The 26,124-nt window shown below is 64.9% G+C and carries 27 protein-coding genes; 16 read left to right on the top strand and 11 right to left on the bottom strand.

The features are described from left to right. Window position 1 precedes the first annotated feature (1 nt). Window positions 2-826 (top strand): class D beta-lactamase, encoded by an 825-nt coding sequence (gene blaOXA / locus ACWNZ3_RS08735; protein WP_496901845.1) that lies wholly within the window; start codon window positions 2-4, stop codon window positions 824-826. Window positions 827-1,085: 259 nt separating this feature from the next. Here the strand turns inward: blaOXA and ACWNZ3_RS08730 are convergent, their stop codons facing one another. The 3 genes from ACWNZ3_RS08730 to prfA form a co-directional block, all read right to left on the bottom strand. Continuing rightward, window positions 1,086-1,748: a DUF4167 domain-containing protein gene (locus tag ACWNZ3_RS08730; protein WP_496901844.1), complete on the bottom strand. Its 663-nt coding sequence runs from the start codon at window positions 1,746-1,748 to the stop codon at window positions 1,086-1,088. A gap of 209 nt (window positions 1,749-1,957) precedes the next feature. Continuing rightward, complete coding sequence (prmC, locus tag ACWNZ3_RS08725; RefSeq protein ID WP_274577146.1) at window positions 1,958-2,794, bottom strand: peptide chain release factor N(5)-glutamine methyltransferase; 837 nt, start codon at window positions 2,792-2,794, stop codon at window positions 1,958-1,960. Continuing rightward, window positions 2,791-3,846, bottom strand: coding sequence for a peptide chain release factor 1 (gene prfA / locus ACWNZ3_RS08720; protein ID WP_496901892.1), 1,056 nt, complete (start codon window positions 3,844-3,846; stop codon window positions 2,791-2,793). The genes prmC and prfA overlap by 4 nt, the downstream gene beginning before the upstream one ends. 62 nt (window positions 3,847-3,908) lie before the next feature. Here prfA and ACWNZ3_RS08715 point away from each other — a divergent pair, with 62 nt between their 5' ends. Continuing rightward, a complete protein-coding gene (locus ACWNZ3_RS08715) occupies window positions 3,909-4,196 on the top strand; it encodes a hypothetical protein (protein WP_269366413.1) in 288 nt (95 codons plus the stop codon). Here the strand turns inward: ACWNZ3_RS08715 and ACWNZ3_RS08710 are convergent. Genes ACWNZ3_RS08710 through ACWNZ3_RS08695 form a run of 4 tightly spaced genes read right to left on the bottom strand, consistent with a single transcriptional unit; the run spans window position 4,143 to window position 7,683 of the window. After that, window positions 4,143-4,553 (bottom strand): DUF1499 domain-containing protein, encoded by a 411-nt coding sequence (locus ACWNZ3_RS08710; RefSeq protein WP_274577144.1) that lies wholly within the window; start codon window positions 4,551-4,553, stop codon window positions 4,143-4,145. The two genes, ACWNZ3_RS08715 and ACWNZ3_RS08710, sit on opposite strands and share 54 nt — an antisense overlap. A gap of 47 nt (window positions 4,554-4,600) precedes the next feature. Next, on the bottom strand, window positions 4,601-5,548 hold the full coding sequence (gene speB / locus ACWNZ3_RS08705; RefSeq protein ID WP_496901843.1) for an agmatinase: 948 nt from the start codon (window positions 5,546-5,548) through the stop codon (window positions 4,601-4,603). Continuing rightward, entirely contained in the window at window positions 5,545-6,510 is a 966-nt protein-coding gene (gene speB / locus ACWNZ3_RS08700) for an agmatinase (RefSeq protein ID WP_496901842.1), read from the bottom strand. The genes speB (ACWNZ3_RS08705) and speB (ACWNZ3_RS08700) overlap by 4 nt, the downstream gene beginning before the upstream one ends. 3 nt (window positions 6,511-6,513) lie before the next feature. Next, window positions 6,514-7,683, bottom strand: coding sequence for a M20 aminoacylase family protein (locus tag ACWNZ3_RS08695; RefSeq protein ID WP_496901841.1), 1,170 nt, complete (start codon window positions 7,681-7,683; stop codon window positions 6,514-6,516). A 64-nt stretch (window positions 7,684-7,747) separates the two neighbouring features. On the opposite strand from ACWNZ3_RS08695, the gene mazG reads away from it, so the two are divergent. From mazG to ACWNZ3_RS08675, 4 genes are read left to right on the top strand one after another with little or no spacing between them, the layout of a single operon-like run. Then, a complete protein-coding gene (mazG, locus tag ACWNZ3_RS08690; protein ID WP_269366422.1) occupies window positions 7,748-8,569 on the top strand; it encodes a nucleoside triphosphate pyrophosphohydrolase in 822 nt (273 codons plus the stop codon). Between the two features lie 57 nt (window positions 8,570-8,626). Further along, complete coding sequence (locus ACWNZ3_RS08685; protein WP_496901840.1) at window positions 8,627-9,568, top strand: nucleoside hydrolase; 942 nt, start codon at window positions 8,627-8,629, stop codon at window positions 9,566-9,568. Beyond that, the gene (locus ACWNZ3_RS08680) at window positions 9,565-10,014 is read left to right on the top strand and encodes a GNAT family N-acetyltransferase (RefSeq protein WP_114276517.1); all 450 of its coding nucleotides are present in this window, start codon (window positions 9,565-9,567) and stop codon (window positions 10,012-10,014) included. Before ACWNZ3_RS08685 ends, ACWNZ3_RS08680 begins: the two co-directional genes overlap by 4 nt. After that, window positions 10,011-11,423 carry a protein adenylyltransferase SelO gene (locus ACWNZ3_RS08675; protein ID WP_496901838.1) on the top strand — a complete coding sequence of 471 codons (1,413 nt, stop codon included), beginning with the start codon at window positions 10,011-10,013 and terminating at the stop codon, window positions 11,421-11,423. Before ACWNZ3_RS08680 ends, ACWNZ3_RS08675 begins: the two co-directional genes overlap by 4 nt. 9 nt (window positions 11,424-11,432) lie before the next feature. On the opposite strand, the gene ACWNZ3_RS08670 is transcribed toward ACWNZ3_RS08675, so the two are convergent. Next, window positions 11,433-12,341, bottom strand: coding sequence for a DMT family transporter (locus ACWNZ3_RS08670; RefSeq protein WP_496901837.1), 909 nt, complete (start codon window positions 12,339-12,341; stop codon window positions 11,433-11,435). Window positions 12,342-13,014: 673 nt separating this feature from the next. After that, on the bottom strand, window positions 13,015-14,334 hold the full coding sequence (locus tag ACWNZ3_RS08665; protein ID WP_496901836.1) for a DEAD/DEAH box helicase: 1,320 nt from the start codon (window positions 14,332-14,334) through the stop codon (window positions 13,015-13,017). A gap of 381 nt (window positions 14,335-14,715) precedes the next feature. Here ACWNZ3_RS08665 and ACWNZ3_RS08660 point away from each other — a divergent pair, with 381 nt between their 5' ends. The 3 genes from ACWNZ3_RS08660 (at window position 14,716) to ACWNZ3_RS08650 (ending at window position 16,829) form a co-directional block, all read left to right on the top strand. Next, window positions 14,716-15,129, top strand: coding sequence for a Fur family transcriptional regulator (locus ACWNZ3_RS08660; RefSeq protein WP_114276514.1), 414 nt, complete (start codon window positions 14,716-14,718; stop codon window positions 15,127-15,129). 137 nt (window positions 15,130-15,266) lie between these two features. Then, window positions 15,267-16,019, top strand: a complete 753-nt coding sequence (locus ACWNZ3_RS08655; protein ID WP_496901835.1) for an NAD(P)-binding domain-containing protein — start codon at window positions 15,267-15,269, stop codon at window positions 16,017-16,019. Between the two features lie 87 nt (window positions 16,020-16,106). Continuing rightward, entirely contained in the window at window positions 16,107-16,829 is a 723-nt protein-coding gene (locus tag ACWNZ3_RS08650) for an NYN domain-containing protein (RefSeq protein WP_114276511.1), read from the top strand. A 245-nt stretch (window positions 16,830-17,074) separates the two neighbouring features. Here the strand turns inward: ACWNZ3_RS08650 and ACWNZ3_RS08645 are convergent, their stop codons facing one another. Then, the gene (locus ACWNZ3_RS08645) at window positions 17,075-18,133 is read right to left on the bottom strand and encodes an AbrB family transcriptional regulator (RefSeq protein ID WP_496901834.1); all 1,059 of its coding nucleotides are present in this window, start codon (window positions 18,131-18,133) and stop codon (window positions 17,075-17,077) included. A gap of 99 nt (window positions 18,134-18,232) precedes the next feature. Here ACWNZ3_RS08645 and ACWNZ3_RS08640 point away from each other — a divergent pair, with 99 nt between their 5' ends. The 4 genes from ACWNZ3_RS08640 (at window position 18,233) to ACWNZ3_RS08625 (ending at window position 21,655) form a co-directional block, all read left to right on the top strand. Continuing rightward, entirely contained in the window at window positions 18,233-19,102 is an 870-nt protein-coding gene (locus ACWNZ3_RS08640) for a DMT family transporter (protein WP_269366435.1), read from the top strand. 334 nt (window positions 19,103-19,436) lie between these two features. Beyond that, a complete protein-coding gene (gene eno, locus ACWNZ3_RS08635) occupies window positions 19,437-20,714 on the top strand; it encodes a phosphopyruvate hydratase (protein ID WP_269366437.1) in 1,278 nt (425 codons plus the stop codon). After that, a complete protein-coding gene (locus ACWNZ3_RS08630) occupies window positions 20,671-21,228 on the top strand; it encodes a GNAT family N-acetyltransferase (protein WP_496901833.1) in 558 nt (185 codons plus the stop codon). Before eno ends, ACWNZ3_RS08630 begins: the two co-directional genes overlap by 44 nt. 10 nt (window positions 21,229-21,238) lie before the next feature. Continuing rightward, complete coding sequence (locus tag ACWNZ3_RS08625; RefSeq protein ID WP_496901832.1) at window positions 21,239-21,655, top strand: cupin domain-containing protein; 417 nt, start codon at window positions 21,239-21,241, stop codon at window positions 21,653-21,655. 276 nt (window positions 21,656-21,931) lie between these two features. Here ACWNZ3_RS08625 and ACWNZ3_RS08620 read toward each other — a convergent pair whose 3' ends face one another. Then, entirely contained in the window at window positions 21,932-23,041 is a 1,110-nt protein-coding gene (locus tag ACWNZ3_RS08620) for an anhydro-N-acetylmuramic acid kinase (RefSeq protein WP_496901831.1), read from the bottom strand. 77 nt (window positions 23,042-23,118) lie between these two features. On the opposite strand from ACWNZ3_RS08620, the gene tyrS reads away from it, so the two are divergent. From tyrS to ACWNZ3_RS08605, 3 genes are all read left to right on the top strand, one after another. Further along, the gene (gene tyrS / locus ACWNZ3_RS08615) at window positions 23,119-24,369 is read left to right on the top strand and encodes a tyrosine--tRNA ligase (RefSeq protein WP_496901830.1); all 1,251 of its coding nucleotides are present in this window, start codon (window positions 23,119-23,121) and stop codon (window positions 24,367-24,369) included. Between the two features lie 120 nt (window positions 24,370-24,489). Beyond that, window positions 24,490-25,323: a GNAT family N-acetyltransferase gene (locus ACWNZ3_RS08610; RefSeq protein WP_496901829.1), complete on the top strand. Its 834-nt coding sequence runs from the start codon at window positions 24,490-24,492 to the stop codon at window positions 25,321-25,323. Window positions 25,324-25,365: 42 nt separating this feature from the next. Further along, window positions 25,366-26,121, top strand: coding sequence for a 3-hydroxyacyl-CoA dehydrogenase (locus tag ACWNZ3_RS08605; RefSeq protein WP_496901828.1), 756 nt, complete (start codon window positions 25,366-25,368; stop codon window positions 26,119-26,121). The last annotated feature ends 3 nt before the right edge of the window (window positions 26,122-26,124 follow it).

Genomic DNA, 26,124 nt, shown 5'->3' with positions numbered 1-26,124 from the left:
CATGCCCCGCATCCCCCGCCCCCTCCTGCCCGCAGCACTGGCGCTCGCCGCCGGCATCGGCATGGCCTCCGCCACCGGGGCGGAAACCCTCTGCACCCTGGTGATGGATGCACAAAGTGCCGCGATCCTTATTGAGCAGGGCGACTGCGACACGCGGGTCACCCCGGCCTCGACCTTCAAGATCCCACTGGCGGTGATGGGGTATGATGCAGGCATCCTGGAAGATGCCCATGCGCCCCTTCTGTCCTACCGCCCCGGCGAACCGGACTGGGGTGGCGCCAACTGGACCCGCGACACCGATCCGACCGATTGGCTGACCTATTCGGTGGTCTGGTACTCGCAACGGATCACCGCCGCCCTGGGCCAGCACCGGCTGACCGGTTATGCGGTGGCATTCGATTACGGCAATGCCGATTTTTCCGGCGATGCAGGCTTTGACAACGGCCTGGAACGCGCCTGGATCGCATCCTCGCTGAAAGTGTCACCGCTTGAGCAGGCGGGCTTCCTGCGCGCCCTGTTGCGCGATACCCTGCCCGTCACCCCCCGGGCCATGGCACAGACCCGCGCCATTGTCGAACAACGCACCGTCGAAGGCTGGACCCTGCACGGCAAGACCGGCGGCGCCTACCCGCGCCGGGCAGATCGCAGTTTCGACTATGCGCGCGGCTGGGGATGGTATGTCGGCTGGGCAGAGATGGGCAAACGCAGGCTGATCTTTGTCAGGCTGACACAGGACGACCGGCGTCAGAAGCTGTCACCGGGCATCCGCGCCCGCGACGCCTTTATCAGGAAATGGCCGGAACTGGCCCGGAGCCTGCAACCCTGATTTCCTGAACATGCATTGCCGAGATCGGGCCAGAGGACCGACCCGGCAAAGCGCCTATAGCGCTTCGGGATATACCTGAATTACTTGTTCGCTGCCTCTCCCTGCGGTCGAACGCGAAAAGTGATGTTGGATGTTTCAAGCTAATCCCGAAACGCTGTAAAGCGTCATGCGAAGAACCAGACTCACGTAACGCTGCCTGAAATCAGAGATTTCAACGCGTCACGTCATGCCTGATACGTCAGGACTTTCGTCAGACGCTTTATTCCGCAGCCTGGCTCGGATCGCTGCTGTCGCTCTCCGCCTTGGGCTTGCGACGATAGGTGCGCTTGGGCTTGGGCTTGCTTTCCGGCGTTTCCACCAGACCGCTGCTGTCCTGATCATCGTCATCGCTGCCACCGGTCACGAAATCGGGCAGTGACGCAGGATCGCTCTGTGCCGCCGGCTTCCTGCTGCGCTTGGGCTTTTCAGGCGCAGGCTGCTTGGCCTCTTCGACCACCGGCTGCTGATCACCACCCGGCTGGGGCTGATCGCCCGGATGGCTGTTGTTCTGATTGTTGTTCTGCTGATTCTGGTTGCCGTCGCGTTCTTGACGCTCCGACCGCTCGCGGTCGCGTTCGGCCTGGCGCTCGCGGTTCTGGCGTTCCTGCTCCTCGCGGCGCTGGTCAATCTCGCGCTGCGCTTCGGACAGCAGGCGCAGGTAATGCTCCGCATGCTGCTGAAAGTTTTCTGCCGCAACGCGGTCATTGCTCAGCTGCGCGTCGCGGGCAAGCTGATTGTATTTCTCAATCACCTGCTGGGGCGTGCCGCGCACCTTGCCTTCGGGACCGCTGCTGTCAAAGACGCGGTTGACGACATTACCGCCGCTTTGCGGCTGCCGGTTGCGGTTATTCTTGGACCGGGACCGTGATCTGCTGGATTTCATGAAATGATGTCAGTCTTTGGTGAGTTGTCGAAAGAACCGGTGCAGCGATCATCGCCAAATTGCACCCGATTGCGAAAGATTGTTGGGCTTACCGCCGCGCGGGACCGCCAAAGGCATCCACCGCTGCAACACCTTCGATAAAACATGGGAGGGGCGACAGGGCAAGGGCAAAGTGGCGAAAATTAAATAAAGTGGCCCGTTTCCGCCACTCAGGCCGGGTTTGCGGCCCTTACCACCCGTGCGCGCCCGCCCAGATCATGGGCCAGATGCACGTCACCCCAGCCGGCGCGCCGGAAAATCTCCTGCACCGCATCGCCCTGCTGCCAGCCGATTTCCACCAGCACCCGGCCGGTCGCGGTCAGATAGCCCTGCGCCTCCGCCGCAATGGTCCGATAGGCCGACAGCCCGTCCGCCCCGTCGGTCAGCGCGATGCGCGGCTCGTGATCGCGCAGCTCAGGCGCCACGTCGGCCATTTCATCGGCAGCAAGGTAAGGAGGATTGGACACGATCAGATCAAAGCGCCCCTCAACCGCATCGAACCAGTCCGATTGTCGGATATCCGCCCGCGCCGCCACCCCATGCACCATGGCATTGGCGCTGGCCTGCAGGCAGGCCCCCTCCGACAGGTCGATCCCCAGCCCCGTCGCCTCTTTCCGCTCCGCCAGCAGGGTCACGAGGATACAGCCCGACCCGATGCCAAGGTCCAGCACCCGCGCGAATGGCGCACCAAGCGCCAGTTCGATCAGCGTCTCGGTTTCCGGCCGCGGGTCCAGCACATCGCGGCTGACCTTGAAATCGCGGCCATAAAAGGCCCTTGCGCCCACCAGCTGGCTGACCGGCACCCGCACCGCCCTGAGCGACACCAGCCGCTCGAACCGCTCCGCGATTTCGGGCGCCACCTCTTCCGGGGCAATCAGCGTCACCCGCCCGGCATCCACCGATGCGGCATGGGCCAGCAACAGCCGCGCATCGCGGGCCGGGTCCGGCACCCCCGCCGCCCTCAGCCGCGCCGCAGCCGCCGCCATCAGAGCGCCTGCGGTGGTCATGCGTTCATCGCCGCAAGCTGCTGCGCCTGGGCATCCGCCGTCAGCGCATCCACGATCTCGTCCAGATCGCCCTGCATCACCGCATCCAGCCGGTAGAGCGTCAGGTTGATCCGGTGGTCGGTCATCCGCCCTTGCGGAAAATTATAGGTCCTGATCCGCTCCGACCGGTCGCCGGAGCCGACCTGTGCCGCCCGGTCGGCTGAACGTTCACTGTCCACCCGCGAGCGTTCCATGTCGTAAAGCCGCGCCTTGAGCACCTGCATCGCCTTGTCCCGGTTGCGGTGCTGCGATTTCTCGGAAGAGGTCACCACGATGCCCGTCGGGATATGGGTGATCCGCACGGCGGAATCGGTTGTATTGACGTGCTGCCCCCCGGCACCCGAGGACCGCATCGTGTCGATGCGCAGGTCATTGGCATTGATCTCGATATCCACGTCCTCGGCCTCCGGCAGCACCGCGACAGTGGCGGCAGAGGTGTGGATGCGCCCGCCGCTCTCGGTGCTGGGCACCCGCTGCACCCGGTGCACGCCGCTTTCGAACTTCAGCCGGGCAAAGACATTCTGGCCGGTGACATGGGCCACCACTTCCTTGACCCCGCCCAGCTCCGTCATCTGACTTTCGATCAGGTCGAATCCCCAGCCGCGCGCCTCGGCATAGCGCTGGTACATCCGCAGCAGATCCGCCGCGAACAGGGCCGCCTCATCGCCCCCGGTGCCGGGCCGGATTTCCAGCATCGCGGGCTTGGCATCCGCCGCATCGCGGGGCAAAAGCGCCAGTTGCAGCGCCGCCTCCGCCTTCGGCAGCGCCTCCTTCAGCGTCGGCAGTTCCTCGCGGGCAAGCTCGGCCATCTCCGGATCGGCCAGCATCGCCCTGGCCTCCTCCATGTCCTTGAGCAACTGGCGGTAATGGTCGATCTGTTCCACCACCGGCTTCAAATCGGCATATTCCTTGGCCAATGCGGCAAAATCGGCCCCGTCGGACCCGGCAGACATGGCGGCTTCCAGGTACTGGAAGCGCTGGGTGATCTGCAAAAGACGGTCCATGGGTATCATCGTCAGGGATGTCGCCGATGGAAAGGCTTTGGTCAAGGGCCGCCGCGTGCTATAATGGCCCCATGTTTCGCGCCACGCTTCTCCTCGGGCTCATCGCCCTGCCTGCCGTCACCTGGGGTGATGTCACCTCGCCCAGCGGCAAGACGGTTGATTGCTATTGCACCGACCGCAACCACAACCGCGTCGAACTGGGCGAAACCATCTGCCTGCAGGTGGATGGGCGCATGTTCATGGCACAATGCCAGATGTCACTGAACGTGCCGATGTGGCGCGAGGTGCAAAAGGGCTGCCTGTCCTCAGAGCTGGGCCAGCCAGCCTTTAATCCGCTTGGCGTTTACCCCGAAATCTGAGCGGCCGAAGCGCAGCCTGCCAAAGACTTCGAGAATCCCGTCATCCAGGGTCACCGTGGTGTAATCGGGAAAGCCGATCCAGCGGGTGCGGCTGACATAGGTGACCTGCCCGTCCGCAACAGACCCGGCCAGAACCTGCGTCCCCTGGGTGTCGCGGATGATCCGGTCCAGCTGCGCCAGCCTGGCAGGCCCCGCCGCCCCCACATCCTCGCGCCAGATAAAGCCGCCCTCCAGTTGCGTCTCGCCCAGCGGCGCGCCGGCCGCCGCATGATGCCAGCGCATCACGTTATGCGGCGCCAGCCGGACATAGCCCAGAAGCCCGCCGAGCAGGATGATCAAAATCAAGATGAAATACATGCGCACCCCGCTCTCTCATTGTTCCAAAAATACACTCTTCCGCCCTCTCAGCGGTAGGCCACCCCCGGCAGGACGCACAACATCTCGAAAAGCAGGTTCGCCCCGGTCAGCGCCGTATTGCCCGATGTATCGTAGGGCGGCGACACTTCAACCAGGTCGGCCCCGACAATGTTCAGCCCGCGCAGCCCCCGGATCAGCTCCAGCGCCTGCATGGTGGTCAGCCCGCCGATCTCCGGCGTGCCGGTGCCGGGGGCAAAGGCCGGATCAAGACTGTCGATGTCATAGGTCACATAGGTCGGCAGTTCGCCGATGTCGCGGCGGATCTCGCCGCTCAGCGCCGACAGGCTGCGCCCCCAGAGCTCATGCGCCGGGAACTGCTGAAAGCCCCAGCCCGCCGCCTCGGTAAAATCATCCGCCCCGTACCCCGTCCCGCGCAAACCGATCTGATAGACTTTCGAAGGGTTTATCAGCCCTTCTTCATGTGCCCGACGGAACACGGTGCCATGGGTCTCCCGCTCGCCGAACATTTCGTCGTTCACATCCGCATGGGCATCCACATGGATCAGCGCCACCGGCCCGTGGCGCCGCGCCATGGCCCGCAGGATCGGCAGGGTGATGGAATGATCGCCGCCGATCGCCAGCGGAATGGCATCGTAGTTGAGGATCGCGTCGTAACTCTCTGCAATAATGCGCAAACTGTCGCTCAGCGAAAAGGTGTTGATCGCCAGATCGCCTATGTCGGCCACCTGCAAACTGTCAAAGGGGGCCGCCCCGGTGGCCAGGTTATAGGGCCGCAGCATCGCGCTTTCGCTGCGGACCTGCTTGGGGCCAAAGCGCGTGCCGGAGCGCCAGGAGGTGCCGATATCCATCGGCACGCCCAGCACCGCCACATCCAGCCCGGCCAGATCGTTCACCGATGGCAGCCGCATGAAGGTATTCGGCCCCGAAAACCGCGCCAGGTCGTTGCCGCTGATGGGTTGGTTCTTGCCGCTCATGCCGTCCGCATCCGGTGCCCCAGCAGACAAAGGATCTCCGTCGCCACATGCGCCCCGGCAATCGCCGTGGCCCCGGTGGTGTCAAAGGGCGGAGAGACCTCGACGATGTCGCCGCCCATGATGTTGATCCCCGCCAGATCGCGCAGCATGATCGCGCATTGCGCCGATGTCAGCCCGCCCCAGACCGGCGTGCCGGTGCCGGGGGCAAAGGCAGGGTCCAGCGCGTCGATGTCGAAGGTCAGGTAACAGGGCCGGTCTCCCAGCACTTCCTTGATCTTCGCCACGGCGGCGGCAGGCCCGTTTTCATGGACCTCGCGGGCGTCGATGGTGGTCACCCCCAATGTATCGGGGTTGGTGGTGCGGATGCCCACCTGAACGCTTGTCGCCGGGTCCACGATCCCCGATTTCACCGCCTTGTAGAACATCGTGCCATGGTCGATCCGCTCCATGTCGTCATCCGGCCAGGTGTCGGAATGGGCATCGAACTGCAACAGGCTGATCGGGCCGTATTTCTCTGCATAGGCCTTGAGAATCGGAAAGCTGATGTAGTGATCGCCGCCCAGCACCACAGTTGCGGCACCGGCATCCAGAATCCCCTTGATATGCGCCGTGAGGGCGGCGGGAAACTGCGAGACATGGCCATAATCAAAGGCCAGATCGCCATAATCCGCGATGGCAAATTCGCTCAGCACGTCGAAATCCCAGCCATAGGGCGGATCATAGGGTTGCAGCGCGCTGGCCTCGCGGATGGCGCGGGGGCCAAGGCGGGTGCCGGTACGGTTGGTCACTGCTTGATCAAAGGGCACGCCGGTCACGGCGATGTCCACGCCGCTGAGATCCTTGGTATAGCGCCGCCGCAGAAAGGACGTGGCCCCGCCAAAGGCGTTCTCGAAACTCGGCCCCTTCAGATCGTCGCGGGTAAAGGCCTGATCGACCTGGGTTTTCGCGTCTTCCAGCGCCATTTGTCAGCTCCCTGCCATGGGTTGCGCCCGCTCGACCAGCCGGGCAAAGAAGGATGCGCCGATGGGCGCGATCTCATCGTTGAAATTGTATTTCGGGTGATGCACGCCAGCGCCCTCACCCTGGCCCAGCAGCAGATAGGCCCCCGGCCGCGCCTCCAGCATATAGGAGAAATCCTCTGCCCCCATCACGGGCGCGAAATGGGTTTCCACCCCGGCATTGCCTGCCACTTCTTCCGCGACCGCGGCGGCGAAACCGGTGCTTGCGGGGTCATTGACCGTGGGCGGATAGCCGAATTCAAAATCCAGCTCCGCCCGCAGGTCAAAGCTGGCGGCATGGCCGTCCACGATGGCCTGCATCCGGCGTATGACCATGGCCTGCACCTCCTTGTCAAAGGTGCGCACGGTGCCGTTGATATAGACCTCTTCGGGGATCACATTGTCGGTGGTGCCGGTGTGGATCTGGGTGGTGGAGATCACCAGTTGCGACTGCGGGTTGGTGTTGCGGCTGACGATGGTCTGCAGCGATTGCACCAGCGCACAGGCGGCCACCACCGGGTCGATGCATTCATGGGGCCGCGCGCCATGGCCGCCCTGCCCGGTCAGCCGGATGGTGAAGGTATCCGCCGCCGCCATGATCGGCCCGGCGGTTGTGTGGAATCGCCCGAAATCCAGCCCTGGCGCATTGTGCAGCGCATAGACCTGGGCGATGTCGAACCGGTCCATGACACCTTCGTTCACCATGACCTCGCCGCCGCCGCCGGCCTCTTCCGCGGGCTGGAACAGCAGCGCCACACGGCCCGCGAAATTGCGCGTCTCGGCCAGGTATTTCGCGGCCCCCAGCAGCATCGCGGTATGGCCGTCATGGCCGCAGGCATGCATCCTGCCCGCATGGGTGCTGGCATAGTCCAGCCCGGTTTCTTCGAGAATCGGCAGCGCATCCATATCGGCGCGCAACCCGATGGTGGGGCCATCGCCCTGCCCGTTGATGATGGCCACGATCCCGGTCTTTGCCACCCCTTCGTGCAATTCGTCCACGCCGAATTCGCGCAGCCGCGCCGCGACAAAGGCCGCCGTCTCATGGCACTCCAGCCCCAGTTCCGGGATGGTGTGCAGATGCCGCCGCCAGGCGGTCATATCCTCGCTGAAATCGGCGATGCGGTTGACAACAACCATGGGCTGGACTCCTCGTACGTAAAAACTCACCTTCGCATCTGACACCAGACAGGACCCGGCTGCAATGGCACAAGATCTTATCCACGACCCAGAGGCAGGCATCGAACGGCTGCTCGAAATCATGCGTCGCCTGCGCGACCCGCAAACCGGTTGCCCCTGGGACATCGAACAGGATTTTGCCAGCATCGCCCCCTATACGATCGAGGAAGCCTATGAGGTTGCAGATGCCATCGCGCGCAGCGACTGGGCCGAACTGGAAGGCGAATTGGGCGATCTGCTGCTGCAGACCGTCTATCACACCGAGATGGGCAGCGAGGCGGGGCATTTCACCTTTCAATCCGTGGTGCGCAACATCTCAGACAAGATGGTGGCCCGGCATCCGCATGTCTTTGGCGATGAATCCCGCGACAAATCGGCCGAGCAGCAAACCGCCGATTGGGAGGCGATCAAGGCGCGGGAACGTGCCGGAAAGGCGCAGAAGGGCGCGCTTGACGGTGTGGCGGTCGGCCTGCCCGCCCTGCTGCGCGCCTACAAGCTGCAGAAACGCGCCGCGCGGGTGGGATTCGACTGGCCCGACACTGCCGAGGTGATTGCCAAGATCGCTGAAGAAGCCGCCGAACTGGTCGAAGCCCGCGACACGCTGAGCCAGGCGGAAACCGAAGAGGAATTCGGCGACCTGATGTTTGTGATGGCCAACCTGGGCCGCCATCTGGGGCTGGACCCCGAGGCGGCATTGCGCGCCGCCAATGCCAAGTTCACCCGCCGTTTCGCCGGCGTCGAGGCGCAGCTTGCCGCACGGGGCAAGCGGCCCGAAGACAGCACGCTGGAGGAGATGGATGCGCTCTGGGATGCGGTGAAGGCCCGCGAGCGCGAAACCGCAACCTGACCCCGCCCCCTTTCGTTCCGCCACCAAACGCCCTATTTCAGCCAAAAGGATTTTCCCATGCCCCCTCGCAAGATCATCATCGACACGGACCCCGGCCAGGACGATGCCGTCGCCATCCTGCTGGCGCTGGCCAGCCCGGAGGATATCGAGGTGCTGGGCATCACCTGCGTCGCGGGCAATGTGCCGCTGGACCTGACATCGAAAAACGCGCGCATCGTCTGCGAACTGGCGGGCAAGCCGCAGGTCCGGGTCTTTGCGGGCTGCGACCGCCCACTGGGCCGCGATCTGGTCACCGCAGAACATGTGCATGGCAAGACCGGCCTCGACGGTCCCGACCTGCCCGATCCAAAAATGCCGCTGCAGGACGGCCATGCGGTGGATTTCATCATCGACACCCTGCGCGCCGAGCCTGCCGGCAGCGTCACCCTGTGCCCGCTCGGGCCGCTGACCAATATCGCCACGGCCTTCGAGAAAGCCCCGGACATCGTGGCAAAGGTGCAGGAGATCGTTCTGATGGGCGGCGGCTGTTTCGAGGGGGGCAACATCACGCCCACGGCGGAATTCAACATCTATGTCGACCCGCAAGCCGCTGATATTGTTTTCAGATCAGGGGTGCCGCTGGTGGTCATGCCGCTGGATGTGACCCATAAGGCGCTGGTGACCAAACCGCGCAATGATGCCTTTCGCGCGCTGAACACCCCCGCAGGCATTGCGGTGGCGCAGATGACCGATTTCTTCGAGCGTTTCGACAAGGAGAAATACGGCTCCGAAGGTGCGCCGCTGCATGATCCTTGCGTCACCGCCTATCTGATCAGACCGGAGCTTTTCACCGGCCGCCACATCAACGTGGAGATCGAGGTGACATCGGAACTGACCATGGGCATGACCGTGGCCGACTGGTGGCGCGTCACCGACCGCGCGCCCAATGCGATGTTCATGGGCGGGATCGACGCCGACGGCTTCTTTGCCCTGCTGACAGAGCGTCTGGCACGGCTATGAGCGCCTCGCTCACCCTCGGCAAGCCGGAGCATCTGGACAAGCTGCTGGCGCTGGTCGCGGCCTTTCACGCCGAGGAAGGCATCGAACTGACGGAGGAGGCGCGCCGCGCCGGTGTGGCCCCGCTGCTGGAGGGTATCCCCTATGGTGCGGCCTATCTGATCGGCCCGCCGCGTGCGCCAATCGGCTATATCGTGATCACCTTTGGCTGGTCGGTGGAATTCGGCGGGCTGGATGCGATCATAGACGAGCTTTACATCCGCCCCGGCGTGCGCGGCCGCGGCATCGCCTCCGAAGCGCTGATCGCCCTGCCCCGGGCGCTGGCGGGCGGCGGGCTGCGCGCCATCCACCTTGAGGTGGACCAGACCAACGAGGCCGCCAAGAAACTCTATCGCCGCGCTGGATTCGCCCCGCGTGACAATTATGTGTTCATGTCGAGAAAGCTATGAAACCGCTGACCTTTGACAACAGCTATGCCGCCCTGCCGCAGGCCTTTTACAGCCGGTTGAACCCGACACCGGTCAAGGCCCCCCGGCTGCTCGCCTTCAATGATGACATGTCATATTTGACAGGTCTTGATGTCGTGCCGCCCGAGGACCGCGCGGCGGTGTTCAGCGGCAATCAGCTGCCGGAAGGCGCCGCACCGCTTGCACAGCTTTATGCCGGGCACCAGTTCGGCACCTACAACCCGCAGCTGGGCGATGGCCGCGCGATCCTGCTGGGCGAGGTGCTGGGCCGTGACGGCATCCGCCGCGATATCCAGCTCAAGGGCTCCGGCCCCACCCCCTATTCGCGCATGGGCGATGGCCGTGCCTGGCTCGGTCCGGTGCTGCGGGAATATCTGGTCAGCGAGGCGATGCATGCGCTTGGCATCCCCACCACCCGCGCGCTGGCCGCTGTCGCCACGGGCGAGGACATCTGGCGCGAACAGGGCGCCCTGCCCGGTGCCGTGCTGACCCGCGTGGCCCGCAGCCACCTGCGGGTCGGCACCTTTCAGGTCTTTGCCCACCGGGGCGAGGTCGAGAATCTCAGGACCCTGACCGACTATGCGATCCGGCGCCATTACCCGGATGCCAAGGGCCCGATGGACCTGCTGCGCGGGGTCTGCGCCGCCCAGGCCAGTCTGATTGCACAATGGATGTCCATGGGTTTCATCCACGGGGTGATGAACACCGACAATGCGGCGATTTCCGGCGAAACCATTGATTATGGCCCCTGCGCCTTCATGGATGCCTTTCACGCGGGCCGGGTGTTCAGCTCCATCGACCAGCAGGGCCGCTATGCCTATGGCAATCAGCCCAATATCGCAGTCTGGAACATGGCGCAGCTGGCGACGGCCCTGATCCAGCAGATGGACGACAAGGATGCCGCTGTCGAGGAAGCCACCGAAGTGATCCACGCGATGCCCGGGCAGATCGAAGAGGCCTGGCGCAGCCGTTTCGCCGCCAAGCTGGGCATTGCCACCCCGGTGGCGGATGACACGGCATTGATCGAGGATCTGCTGGCGCTGATGCAGAAGGACGGCGCGGATTTCACCAACAGCTTCCGCGCCCTTGGCAAGGAGACCGCCCGCGATCAGTTCACCGACCGCGCGGCCTTTGACGCCTGGGCAACCCGCTGGCGCGACCGCATCGCATCGGAGCCGGCACCTCTTGCGTTGATGCAGGCCACAAATCCGGCGGTGATCCCGCGCAATCACCGGATCGAGCAGATGATCGAAGCTGCCGTTGCGGGCGACATGGCCCCCTTTGAGCGGTTGATGAAGGCGCTCTGCACGCCGTTCGAGGAAACCGACCCCGAACTTGCCCGCCCCCCCTCGCAGGACGAAATCGTGCCAGCGACCTTCTGCGGGACCTGAGCCGCCCGGTTACACGGCGGGCGGGACGGCCCTTTTCACCCGCGGCCTGCGGTTGATCAGATAGATGCCCGCGGCGACCAGCGCCAGCGCCCCCCAGACCGATGCGGTCACCTCTTCCGACAGCAGCAGCCAGCCCAGGATCACCGAAAACACCGGCGACAGAAAGCTGAAGGAGGCCACCGAGGATGCCGGGTAGATCGACATCAGCCAGAACCACGCGAGGAAACCGAAGCTGGCCACGGCGATGATCTGGAACAGGATACCGGCAATATGGACCGGCTCGATCTGGCGGATCAGCGGACCGAACAGCGGCGCGATCAGCAGCAGGATCGGGCCGGATATCGCCACCTGGAACATGAGCTGCTGCGCGGGCGGCACCTCTGACAGCGGCGTGATCCGTACGCAGAGCACGATCCCCGCCCAGCAGAGCGCTGCCGCCAGTGCCAGCAGATCGCTGGTCCAGCTGGCCCCGGCCGCATCCCTGTCCAGCAGCGCAATCGCCACGCCCGCCACGGCCATGATCAGGCCCAGCACCTTGAACCGGGTCAGCCCCTCGCCCGGAAACAGGAAATGCGCCAGGATCGCCAGCCAGACCGGCATCGTATAGAGGATCACCGACACGCGGCTGACGGTGGACATGTCCAGCGCGATGAAAAGGCACATGAATTCAAAGGCAAAGAACAGGCCCGACAGGATACCGCCAAACCACGCCCGGCGCGGGACATGCAGCGACACGCCGCGCAGTTTCATCCAGATCAGCAGCACCACGACCGCACCCGCCGAGCGCAGACCGGCCGAAAACACCGGGTTGAACCCGCCTGCGGTGACCTTGACCACCACCTGGTTGAACCCCAGGTGAAGGGCAAAGACGATCAGCGCCACCGCCCCGAAGAGGTCCATATGATCCTTGCGTTCCATGGCCACAACAACGGTCAACGGAACCGGGAAGTCAATGCGTGATCAAACAGCTGCTGTTGTATCGCCAACACCCGCCACGCCTCCGGCGTTCTCTGGACATTGGCGATGCTTCGTCTCAACGAAAACCGGAAATGCGCTGGCTCACAGGAGCGGCGCGCAAAGCGGATGTCCGCGGCTGGCGCAGCGGAGGTCGGGGGTGAGCCCTTTCTGTGCTCTCTAAGTGAAGACCTATTGCCAAAGCAAAGCTTTGGCAGCGCCCGAACCGCCCCCACGGGGCGGGCGCTACTCGCCCACCCCTCGGTTCGGGCGCGACCTGTTTCGAATGTCGGACATAGCAGCAAAGTCCGCTTTGCGGAACTTCACCCACTCCGTGCCGAAAATCCGGTCCGGGTCGGAAATGCTGGACATTTGAGGCGCGATTGCTTGGCATGGCCAACCGACAAAGTTCAGAAATGCCGTTGTTTCGCCTCGCTTTTGCGTGGCATTCGACAAGGCCACCCGGTCCTTTTACAAATCAGGACGGCGCGCAGGATTGCGCAGGCCTTTCGTTCGGAACAGCCAATTCCGACAGCCCCCGCCACAACAAAAGGCGGCGGAAGGTTCACCCCTCCACTGCCCTGTTCTTACCAGCTGCGAGATGCCACGCATCCAGTCCCCGGGGTCACCGGCCTTCTCAGGCCGCGTGCTGGCCCCTGGGTTTGCCACCGCCGCCACCACGGCGCCGGTTGCGGCCTGCGCCGCCGGGTTTGGCAGCACCGCCGCCACCACCGCCGCCACGCGGGCCACCGCCACCGGGGCGGCCGCCGCCACCGCCGCGGCGACGTCCGCCAGCCTGCTTGGGCTTGTCGGGAATTTCGGAGGCTTCCCAGATCCGGCCCGAAGCCACGGGAATCGAAATGCCCATGGTCTTCTGGATCGCCTTCAGTTCGCCCATCTCGTCCGGCGCGCAAAAGGCGATGGCGGCGCCATCCTTGCCCGCCCGCGCGGTCCGGCCGATCCTGTGCACGTAATTGTCGGGCACATTGGGCAGCTCATAATTGTAGACGTGTTTCACATCGGGAATATCCAGCCCGCGCGCGGCCACATCGGTGGCCACCAGCACGGTGATCTTGCCCTCCTTGAACCCTTCGATGGCGCGGTCACGCTGCCCCTGGCTCTTGTTGCCATGGATGGAGGCCGCATCGAAACCGGCCTTGACCAGCGTCTTCATCAGCTTTTCGGACCCGTGTTTGGTGCGTCCAAAGACCAGCGCCCGTTCACCCCTGTGCTTGGCCAGCAGCTCGGTCAGCAGCGCGGTCTTTTCCGCCTTGGCGATGAAATGGACCTCCTGGGTGACCTTGTCGGCAGCCTTGCCCGGCGGGGTGACCTCGATGCGGATCGGCCGGACCAGGTAGGAATTGGCGATCTCATTCATCAGCTTGGGCATGGTGGCCGAAAACAGCATCGTCTGACGCTCTTTCGGGATCACGGCGGAAATCTTGCGCAGGTCATGGATGAACCCCATGTCCAGCATCTGGTCCGCTTCGTCCAGCACCAGGAAGGTTGTCTCGCTCAGGTCCACCGCGCGGCGGTCCATCAGGTCCAGCAGACGGCCCGGTGTCGCCACCAGCATGTCCACGCCCCGCTCCAGCCGCTTGATCTGCGGATTGATCGAAACGCCGCCAACCACCATCTGCGCCTTGAGCGGCGTATTCTCGCAATAACCCTTGAGGTTGACCATGATCTGCTGGGCCAGTTCACGGGTCGGTGCCAGCACCAGGGCGCGCACGCAGCGCGGTCCGGGGCGGCGGGGGTTTTCCAGCATCTGCGCAACCAGCGGCACGCCAAAGGCCGCCGTCTTGCCGGTGCCGGTCTGCGCCAGGCCCATCACGTCGCGCCCGTTCAGCGCATGGGGGATCGCCTGTTTCTGGATCGGGGTCGGGTCGGTGATCCCCATTTCCTTGAGCCGCGCCACCAGTTTCGGCGGCAGCTCCATCATGTCGAAATCGCTCATCTTCATTCTTTCCGGCACGGGCAAGGCCCACGCCCTATCGTCGGGGCGCATCACGCGCCCGCAGGGTCACGCCAAGGGAATCGCAGGTATCGGGCTGACTGCCACAACACCTGTCCATCGGCGTTTGGCCCCACGCGTGATTTTGGGAACATCGGCGGACCTTGTGAACCGGAGTGCATTTACGCCCCGACATCTGTCAAAGGGGGCTGGCACCGGCACTGCTCACGCGGCAGAAGGCATCGCTTGCCCCCCAGATGGCGTGCTGCAGTGCAGAAGTCAACCTTTGACCGCCACTCGGTCTGCTTCGGGGTGCGAAACCCGGTGGCACCGGTTCACGTTTCCCGCTAAAGCAGGGGTCCGAACGAAGCGGAAAGATGCGTCATGAGCAAACCCATCATCAAACGCTGCGAGGCCATGGGCCTGCGCATGACCGGCCAGCGCCGCACCATCGCCACCGTGATCGAAGAGAGCGAGGACCACCCCGATGTGGAAGCGCTGTTCAGCCGCGCCGTGGCGCTGGATGCCGGCATCTCCATCGCGACCGTTTACCGGACCGTGAAACTGTTTGAAGAGGCGGGGATTCTCGACAAGCTGGAATTCGGCGACGGCCGCGCGCGTTATGAAGATGCGGAACGCGACCACCACGATCACCTGATCGACATGCATTCGGGCGAGGTGATCGAATTTGTCGACGCCGAGATCGAGGCACTGCAGGAAAAGATCGCCGAGAAACTGGGCTATGAACTGCGCGGCCACCGGCTTGAGCTTTATGGCGTGCCGATCAAGAAGTCCTGAAGGCTTCCGCCGGGAGGTCTGATGGGCGGGTTTTGCTGCCATGTCCAACATCGCAAACAGATCGCGCCGACTCCACCAAGGCGATGCCTGGGATCACTTGATGACGCCGAGGACAAATTCATCTAGCCTCCGACACCATGAGAATTGGCGTCATAGGATGCGGCAAGATTGCCAGCGCAGCGGTCCGGGGCATTGCCGCGGATGGTCATCAGATCACCGTGTCAGAACGCAGTGCGGCCCATGCAAATGCCCTGGCTGAAAGCCTTGCCAATGTCAGCATCGCGGGCAATCAGGGCGTCGTGGACGCAAGCGATGTCATCTTTCTGGGACTGATGGCGGAAAGCGCGCCTGAGATTCTGGGCGCGCTCACCTTTCGCGAAGACCAGCGGATCATCACCTTCATGGCCGGGGCGAGCCTGACGGAGGCCGATGCCATGGTGCGTCCCGCGCGGGCGGTGGCGATCATGATGCCCTTTCCCGGCATAGCCGAGGGCGGAACACCCGTCATGATGCAGGGTGACGAGGCCCTTGTCGGCGAATTGTTCGGTGCCCGGAACAGCATTTTCCCGCTGCGGACCGCGGATGAGCTGTCGGCATATCTTTGCGCCCAGGCCGTGCTTTCGCCCGTCACCCGGATGGTTCAGGACGCGGCAGACTGGCTGGGCGATCATGTATCGGACAAGACGCAGGGGGAGGCCTTTCTGCGGGCGCTGGTGACCTCGAACCTGTCGGGTCTGACAAGCGCAGCCCTGCTGGAGGCCCTGAACACGCAGGGCGGCTACAACCAGCGCCTGCGCCAGCATATGGAGGCAACCGGCATGGCCGAAGCGCTGCGGCAGGGGCTGGACGATCTGGCCCAACCCACTGCCCGTTCCCCTGCCCCGAAATAACCGCGCTCCGGTGCCGCCGCCTGCCTGATCCGCTGCAGATGACTCAAGTTGCTAGACTTCACCCCGGTGCTCTGCCACACCGCTTGCATGACAGATCAAATCCGCAATACCGCGCCACGCGACCGCCCCTTGCTGGCGGTGCTGATCGACGCGGACAATGTGCCCGCCAAACATGCCACCAAGATCATGCGCGAGGTTGCCTCCATCGGGGAGCCTGCATTGCGGCGGGTCTATGGAGATTGGTCGAACCCGCATCTGAAGGGCTGGAAACAGCCGATTCACGAGCTGGGACTGGTGGCGCACCAGGAAACCTCGAATTCCACCGGCAAGAACGCCACCGACATCGGTCTGGTGATCCATGCCATGGACATCCTGCATGGCGGCAAGTTCGACGCCTTTGTCATTGTCTCCTCGGACAGCGATTTCACCGCATTGGTGAACCGCCTGCGCGAGGACGGTCTGACGGTGATCGGCATCGGCGAGGCCAAGACCAACCCGGCGCTGCGCAATGTCTACAACCGCTTCATCCTGATTGAGAACATCCCCGACCCGGATGCGCCCAAGACCGTCAGGGAGAGCAATGCCAAGGCCGACAAGGCCCTGCCACTGTTCGAAGAGGCGATGGACAAGATCGATGCCGAGGACGGCTGGTACAACCTTGGCCAGGTCGGACAGGCCATCCAGGCCAGCCACCCGGACTTTGACACGCGGACCTATGGCCATAGCAAGCTGAGCGCGCTGGTCGCGGCGCTCACCGCGCTGGAGACCGAGAAGAACGGCAACCGGCTGGTGATCCGGCCGAAGAATTAGCTCACCACGCCACCGGGGGCGCCCTGGGCCGGATGGATGGAAAACTGACAGGACCGCGCAAGCAGAGCCTGCGTTGCTGGGTTCTCTGCGGGGACCCTCTTGATTCACTTGAATTTGATCATTTGACCGCGCGTCGTGCGCGGTTCTGCCGGACCTCCTTGGCGCTGCCGCCCTGGTATGGTGGACCCGAACTTCGCACCGCGCTTCGGATCAATGAGGCGCATTTCAGCTTCGGGTGACTGGCGCTACGGGCAACCCTCTGTCGCCGGGGTCCGGCGGCCCAGCATCAGGGGCAGCAACACGGTCAGCACCAGCAGCCGCGCGATATGGCAGGCCGCGACAAAGCCGGGGACCACCCCCAGCACCACGCCGAGAGCGATCATCGTCTCAAGCCCGCCGGGGGCAAAGGCCACCAGCACATGGGCCAGCGGCATGCCCAGTGCCAGCGCCACCGGCAGCGCGCCCAGCCCCGCAACCCCGACAGCAACCGCCGTCACCATCAGCCCCGCGCCCAGCCCCTGCATCAGCAGGGCGGGTGTCACGCCGGAGAACCGGGTGCCGATCAGCGCGCCAAGCACCAGATAGGCAGGCTGGATCAGCCAGCCCGGCAGCACCCCCGTGGCAAACCCCGTCAAATGCCCCAGGGCAGAGGCGACCATCGCCCCCAGCAGCAGCGGCGCGGGCACCGACAGCCGGGCAAAGACCTGCCCCAGACCGAGCGAGACCAGCGCGAGCACGGCCAGGGTGCCAAGGCCCATCGCCTGCCCCTGCGGCGCGATATTGCCCGAAACCTCGACCCCCAGGGCGATGGCGACAAAGGGCACCACCAGCGTCAGCGCCAGCAGGCGCACCGACTGGACGATGGAGACGCGCGGCACATCCAGCCCGCTGTCCGCCGCGATGGCGATGACAAAGCTGAGATGCCCCGGAGCAGCGGCCAGCAGCGCCGAGCGTCCGTCGAAACCGAAGTGCCGGGTCAGCACCGCGCGGCTGGCCACGAGGATCAGCCAGAGCACCAGCGCCATCAGCACGAAAGCCAGCGGCCAGCGCAGCATCGCGCCCAATGCGTCGCTGTCAAAGCCCGCGCCCACGGCAATGCCCAGCACCACAAAACAGGCATCGCGCAGCCGCAGGTCGACCCCGGTGCGCAGCCCCGCCAGCCCGGCCAGCGAGACCGCCACCGCAGGCCCCAGCAGGATGAAGATCGGCGCGGACATTGCCCAGGCCACAGCGGCGCCAAAGGCGCCGACAGCAAGGGTCAGCAAGGTTACCAGTGGCGGGAGGGTCATGTTTGGCCAGCGCATGGCCGACAGCTATCATCGCAGATGCGCACCTGCCAGCCGTCCCTTGTCCTTTGCACAAAAACCGGGCAACGGTGCGACAACTGGCAAAGGACGGGCATCATGGACAATTTTCGCGGCGCGGCACTGATGGTGCTGTCGATGCTGGGCTTTGCCTTTGAGGACATGTTCATCAAGCTGCTGGCCGATGCGCTGAGCGTCGGGCAGATTCTGGTCATGCTGGGCCTTGGCGGCGCGCTGGTCTTTGGCGGTGTTGTCGTGGCACAGGGGCGCAAACCGCTGAGCCGCGACATGCTGAACCTGCCCATCGCCCTGCGCGCGCTGGGGGAAATCATCGGCACGATGTGCTTTGTCTCTGCCATCGTGCTGACGCCGATCTCCAGCGCCTCGGCGATCCTTCAGGCCACGCCGCTGGTGGTCACCCTGGGGGCGGCGCTGTTTCTGGGCGAAGCGGTCGGCTGGCGGCGCTGGAGCGCGATCATCGCGGGGCTGCTGGGCGTGCTGCTGATCATCCGGCCCGGCATGGAGAGTTTCCAGATGCTGTCGCTGCTGGCGGTGGGTGCGGTCTTTGCCCTGGCAATGCGCGATCTGGCGACCCGGCGCACCCCGGCGGTCTTTTCCACCATGCAGCTCAGCTTTCTGGGATTCGCCGTGGTGGTCCCGGCGGGGCTGATCCTGATGGCGGCGCAGGGTGATGCATTTGTGCTGCCACGCGGGATCGAATGGGTCTATTTCCTGAGCGGCATGAGCGTCGGCATCCTGGCCTATTATGCTATCGTGGCGGCGATGCGCGTGGGGCAGGTCAGTTTCGTGACCCCGTTCCGCTATGCGCGGCTGCTGTTCGCGCTGGTCATCGGCGTGACGGTCTTTGGCGAAAGCCCCGATGCGCTGACATTGATCGGTGCGGCAGTGATCGTGCTGTCGGGCATCTACACGGTCTGGCGCGAACGCAGGATCGGCGTGCTGCCCTGAGCGCGCGACGATGCCGCGGCCTGAGCTGCAACGAACGAGATGCCCGCAAGAGCCGATATAAAGGACGACATGTCATGCAAGACATGTCACCGAAGACATGTCAAAAATGACATGTCATCATTTCGGGATGGCAAACATTGCAGGCACTTGCTGGCTTTTTGCATGCCTTTGACGGCACCGCAGGCACCGCGAATCCCCGGCAAGCCGTTGCCTCATCCCGCCCCCCTGTCCGCCGGCCCGGGGCAGCCCGCTGACGCTCCCCCGCAAAGCCTTCTTTTCATCCCGGCCCCATGCCGCTAAAACCCGCTCAAAGCCATTTACCTTAGGACATCTCATGAGCACCATCATCGACATCCATGCCCGCGAAATCCTGGACAGCCGGGGCAACCCCACGGTCGAGGTCGACGTGATCCTCGAAGATGGCACCATGGGCCGGGCCGCCGTGCCCTCGGGCGCCTCCACCGGGGCCTATGAGGCGGTCGAACGCCGCGACGGCGACAAGGCCCGCTACATGGGCAAGGGCGTGCTGGAGGCCTGCGCCGCCGTGAACGGCGAAATCGCCGAGGCGCTGGTGGGCATCGACGCCACCGAACAGGTCGAAATCGACTCGATGATGATCGAGTTGGACGGCACCGAGAACAAGAGCCGCCTGGGCGCCAATGCGATCCTGGGCGTGTCCCTGGCCGCGGCCAAGGCGGCGGCGGATTTCTGCACGCAACCGCTTTACCGCTATGTCGGTGGCACCTCGGCCCGGGTTCTGCCGGTGCCGATGATGAACATCATCAACGGCGGCGAACATGCCGACAACCCCATCGACATCCAGGAATTCATGATCATGCCGGTTGCTGCGGAAAACATCCGCGACGCCGTGCGCATGGGGGCCGAAGTCTTTCACACCCTGAAAAAGGAACTCTCGGCGGCGGGTCTGGCCACCGGTGTGGGCGATGAGGGCGGCTTTGCCCCCAACATCAGCTCCACGCGCGACGCGCTTGATTTCATTCTGAAATCCATCGAAAAAGCTGGCTACAGACCGGGCGAGGACATGTATCTCGCGCTCGATTGTGCCGCCACCGAATATTACCAGTCCGGCGTCTATACCCTGGCGGGCGAAGGCAAGAAGCTGAGCTCGGCGGAAAACGTCGATTACCTCGCCGCCCTGGTGGCCGACTATCCGATCATCTCGATCGAGGATGGCATGTCGGAGGATGACTGGGACGGCTGGGCGGCGCTGACCGCGCGTCTGGGCGACAAGGTGCAGCTGGTGGGCGACGATCTTTTTGTGACCAACCCTGCCCGTCTTGCCGAAGGGATCAAGCGCGGCTCGGCCAATTCCATGCTGGTCAAGGTCAACCAGATCGGCACGCTGACCGAAACGCTGAAAGCCGTCGAGATGGCGCATCGCGCGGGGTTCACAAATGTGATGTCGCACCGCTCGGGCGAGACCGAGGATGCCACCATCGCCGATCTTGCGGTTGCCACCAACTGCGGCCAGATCAAGACCGGCAGCCTCGCGCGCTCCGACCGGCTGGCAAAGTACAACCAGTTGATCCGGATCGAGGAATCGCTGGGTGAAACGGCCGAATACGCAGGCCGCTCGATCCTGCGTGGCTGAGAGTTACAGCATTGTTCAGGCGACCACCCCCGCTGACCTCGCGGCGGTGGTCGCCCTGTGCTGGGATTACCGCGCCACCCTGGTCGCCAATTCGCCGAAAGACCGGGACATCACCGAAACCTTCTATCCGGTGCCCAAATACGAGGCGCTGATGGCGGAACTGCCGGTGATCCACGCCCGGCCAAAGGGTGTGATCCTGCTGGCAAGATCCGCAGAGGGCAGCCCCGTCGCCTGCGGCATGTCGCATCCGCTGGACGCGGAGACATCCGAGATCAAACGCGTTTTCGTCAGCCCGGCCGCACGCGGCGCGGGGCTGGCCAAGGCGATCTGCCGCGCGCTGCTGGATCAGGCCCGCGCCGATGGTTTCACCCGCGTCGTGCTCGACACCTCGCGCAGCCTGCCCGCGGCGGGTCCGCTCTATCTTGCGCTGGGGTTCAAGGCACGCGGACCCTACCAGCCGCTCCCGGAAGATGCCCTGCCCCATCTGCTGTTTTTCGAATATCCGCTGAGCTGAGAGGCCGCCCATGACCGCCGACCAGATCATCGCGCAGCTCGGGCTTGCCCCGCATCCGGAGGGCGGCCATTACCGCCAGACCTGGGTGGCCGGGAATGCGGGCCGCCCCAGCGGCACCTGCATCTATTTCCTGCTGAAGGCGGGCGAGCGCAGCCATTGGCACCGGGTCGATGCAACCGAGATCTGGCTCTACCACTCGGGCGCACCGCTGATCCTGTCGCTGTCCGCAACCGATGCAGGGCCCGCGCGCGATCACCTGCTGACCCCGGATCTGTCACAGGGCGCGCCCCAGGTGATCGTGCCGGAAAACCACTGGCAGGCCGCGCGCAGCACCGGCGATTACACCCTGGTCAGCTGCACCGTCTCGCCCGGCTTCCAGTTCGAGGGCTTCGCCCTCGCGCCCCCCGGCTTCGACATTCCCCGCTGACATCCCTGGTCTGGCGCCGCCCTTGCTTGAGCACGTCAGGGCGCCAGACGGCCGGATTGCCAAGCACAATCGCCGAGGGGCCCCCGCAGGGGGAGACGGCTATTGTGCTTGGGAAGACGGGCGGATGGTGCCATGAAAGAGATCAATCAAGGGCGGTGCCAGACCTTCCTGGGATGGTGGGCCCGCAGCGAAGATCCACCCCATCGCGAAATCCATAATGTCTTGCGGCGCAGCCGCACCTTCGGATCACGCCGACGCAGATCACGCCAGCGCAGATCACCCCGGCAGGCTGACCGTGCCGCCCCCCACCGCGGCGCGGACCCCGGTGGTGCCGGGGCAGGATGTGGGCAGCCCGCGCGCCACCCGCACTGCGAGATAGGCAAAGGCCTGGGCCTCCAGCATGTCGCCATCCAGCCCCACCTCCTCCACCGGCATGACCGGACATTCCAGCGAAACACTGAGCATCTGCATCAGCACCGGGTTGTGCCGCCCGCCGCCGGTGACCAGCACCCGGTCGGGCGGGCGCGGGCAATGCTGCATCGCCTCGGCCACCCCGGCGGCACACATGGCGGTCAGGGTGGCGGCGGCATCGGCGTCGGACAGTTCGCTGACCAGCGCCACCATCTCGGCAAAATCGTTGCGGTCCAGGGATTTGGGCGGGATGCGCGCGAAATAGGGTTCCGCCAGGAAAAGCTCCAGCGCGCCGGTTTCCACCGTGCCGCGCCGGGCGATCCTGCCGCCTTCGTCAAAGGGCAGCCCCAGCCGCGCCTGCAACAGGTCGTTGAGCGGCGCATTGGCGGGCCCGGTGTCGAAGGCCAGCAAGGCCCCTTCCGCCTCCGGCGCCTCGATCGCCGGATCCACCCATGTCAGATTGCCCACCCCGCCAAGGTTGAGGAACCCCACCGGGCCCCCGATTCCCGCAAAGCGCGCGCAGGCGTGGTGAAAGAAAGGCGCCAGCGGCGCGCCCTCGCCCCCCAGCTGCACATCGGCACTGCGGAAATCCCAGACCACCGGCAGGCCCAGCTCCTGCGCCAGCGCCGCGCCGTCACCCACCTGCAGGGTGCCCTGCGCGCGTGGCGCATGGGCAAGGGTCTGGCCGTGAAAGCCGATCAGGTCCACCTCACCGACAAAGTCGCGCAGCAGTTCCAGATGCGCGGCCTCCACGACCTCTGCCGCCGCCTGCACCTCGGGCCCTGCCCATTTGCCCAGACCGGCCGCGATCACCGCCCGCTCCTGCGGGGAATAGGCGCGGTAGCCGCTCTTGCCGAAGGCGGTGATCTGCCGCCCGTCGGTGCGCAGCACCGCCGCATCCACGCCGTCCAGCGATGTCCCCGACATCGCCCCCAGCGCCGTCACCACGCCCGTTTTCCCGATGGCCCTGCTCATGTTGCCGTCCAAGGCCTTTCCCTTTGATCCTGCTGGGCCTATAGATGCCCCGCAATCCCAGCCCGAGGCAAGACATCATGACCTATCACCCCAAATCGGAGTTCATCCACACGATGATGCAACGCGGCTTTCTGGCCGATTGCACCGATTATCAGGGGCTTGACGAGGCCCTGCTGAAGGGCGGGCAACCGGGATATATCGGCTTCGACGCCACCGCGAAATCCCTGCACGTCGGCTCGCTGATCCAGATCATGATGCTGCGCTGGTTACAGAAGACCGGCGGCAAGCCGATCACCCTGATGGGCGGCGGCACCACCAAGGTGGGCGATCCCTCGTTCCGCGCCGATGAACGCCCGCTGCTGGGGCCGGAACAGATTGCCGAGAACATCGCGGGCATCCGCAAGGTGTTCAGCGCCTATCTGACCTATGGCGACGGGCCATCGGATGCGCTGATGATCGACAATGCCGAATGGCTGGACGGGTTGAACTACCTCGATTTCCTGCGCGACATCGGGCGGCATTTCAGCATCAACCGGATGCTGAGTTTCGAATCCGTGAAATCGCGGCTGGACCGGGAGCAATCGCTCTCCTTCCTCGAATTCAACTACATGATCCTGCAGGCCTATGATTTCATGGAGCTGCACCGCCGCTATGGCTGCATCCTGCAGATGGGCGGCAGCGACCAATGGGGCAATATCGTCAACGGGATCGACCTCACCCGCCGGGTGATCGAGGGGGAGGTCTATGGCCTCACCTCGCCGCTGCTGACCACCAGCGACGGCAAGAAGATGGGCAAGTCGCAGTCGGGCGCGATCTGGCTGAATGGCGACATGCTGTCGCCTTATGAATTCTGGCAGTTCTGGCGCAATACCACCGATGCGGATGTGGGCCGGTTCCTCAAGCTCTATACCGAACTGCCCGTCGATGAATGCGACCGTCTGGGCGCGCTGGCGGGTTCCGAGATCAACGAGGCCAAGGTGCGGCTTGCCAATGAGGTGACCGCGCTGCTGCACGGTGCCGATGCGGCAGCCGCAGCCGAGGCCACCGCGCGCGAGGTCTTTGAACGCGGCGGCGTGGGCGATGACCTGCCCACCCTGACCCTGACGGCGGCGGAACTGGGCGATGGCATCTCCATCGTGCAGCTGATCGTGAAATCCGGGCTGGCGGGATCCGGCAAGGAAGCCAAGCGCCTGATCGCAGAGAATGGCGCGCGGCTGGACGATCAGCCGATTACCAACGCGGGGCTGATGCTGGATGCCGCGGCGCTGGCCAGCCCGGTCAAGCTGTCTGCCGGCAAGAAGCGCCATGCGCTGGTGCAGATCGGCTGATAGCTTGTTGCCGCGCAGCGCCACCGCCATCGTGAGGATGGTGGTGGTGCAGCGAACTGAGCCGCCTTTCCCCCGCCAGATGTAACGTACTATTAACCTTTCTCGCGCTCACATCGGGGCATGGTTGATGCACCGCCCCTGTCCGCGCCTGCCCTGATGCAGGACCCGGCCTTTGCCGCGGCGCTGCGGCTCTGCGGTGCTGCGCCGCTGATCCTGCCCGGCGGGGCGATGATCCTGCGGCGGCGCATTCTGGGTCTGCCGATCCTGATGTTGCCGCGTATGGCGCCACCGCGGGACCTGAACGAACAACTTGCCGCGGCCGGGCTGGCCCGGCTGCCGCTGATCCTGTCGCCTGCGCATCCCTGCCCGCTGCCCCGCGCCCTGCGGCTGCGCGCAGCGCAGCAGATCGCCCTGCTGGACCTCGGCACCGATCCGGACCGGCGCATCGCCCGGCTGCATCCGAAATGGCGCAACCAATGGCGAAAGGCGCGCCGGGCAGAGCTGCGCCTGTCCCATGGGCCGATGCCCGCCGATCCGCACCATCCGCTGCTGCTGACAGAGGCGCTGCAACAGCGGCAGCGCGGCTATGCCGGATGGCCGCTGGCGCTGACCTGCGCCTTTGCCGCCGTGGCCCCCGCGCAGACCCGGCTCTTCACGGCACGGCGCGGGCAGCGGGTGGTGGCGCAGATGCTGTTCCTGCGCCATGGCACCGGGGCCAGCTATCACATCGGCCACAGCTTTCCGGAAGGGCGCAGATGCCATGCCCATAACCTGCTGCTGATGACAGCCTGCGACTGGCTGGCGGCAGAGGGTCATGAGACCCTCGACCTCGGGCTGCTGCACAGCGCCACCCCCGGGCTGAACCGGTTCAAGCTGCGCAGCGGCGCGCGGGCCTGTGCGACCGGCGGCACATGGCTGCGCTGGCATCCCCTTGCGCGCCGCCGCTGCCCATGATCATCTGAACCCCTGTTCAATTGCATATCCGGGAGGGGCCACATGCAGCTCGACACCACCGCCGCCATCATCACCGGAGGGGCCTCCGGCCTGGGCGAGGCCACGGCCCGCCATTTTGCCGCACAGGGCGCACAGGTCACCCTGCTGGACCGTGACACCACGCGCGGGCCGCAGGTCGCTGCTGACATCGGCGGGCATTTCGCCGAAACCGATGTGACGGATGAGGATTCGGTCAGGGCCGCCATCGCGCTGGCCACCGAAAAGATGGGCCGGATCACCGTTGCCGTGAACTGCGCCGGTATCGCGCTTGGCATCAAGACGCTGGGCCGTGACGGGCCGCATCCCCTGGGCGATTTCCAACGCACCGTGGACATCAACCTGGTGGGCAGTTTCAACATCGCGCGGCTGGCGGCGCAGGCGATGGCAGGGAACGATCCCGAACCTGACGGCGCGCGCGGTGTGATCATCAACACCGCCTCCATCGCCGCCTTTGACGGGCAGAAGGGCCAGGCGGCCTATGCGGCCTCGAAGGGTGGTATCGTGGGCATGACCCTGCCGATGGCGCGCGACCTGGCCAAGGAGGGCATCCGCGTGATGACCATCGCGCCGGGAATTTTCCGCACGCCGATGCTGGCGGACCTGCCGGAAGAGGTGCAGGCCGGCCTTGCCGCCGATGTGCCCAACCCCGCGCGGCTGGGCGATCCTGCGGAATACGGGCGGCTGGCCGGTTTCATCGTCGAGATGGGCTATCTCAACGGCGAGGTGATCCGCCTGGACGGCGCGCTGCGGATGCGCTGACGC

It is taken from the genome of Sulfitobacter sp. IGS-18, assembly GCF_059628195.1.
Note: the sequence above shows the minus strand (reverse complement) of the source record. Positions and strands in the feature narration are given on the sequence as shown.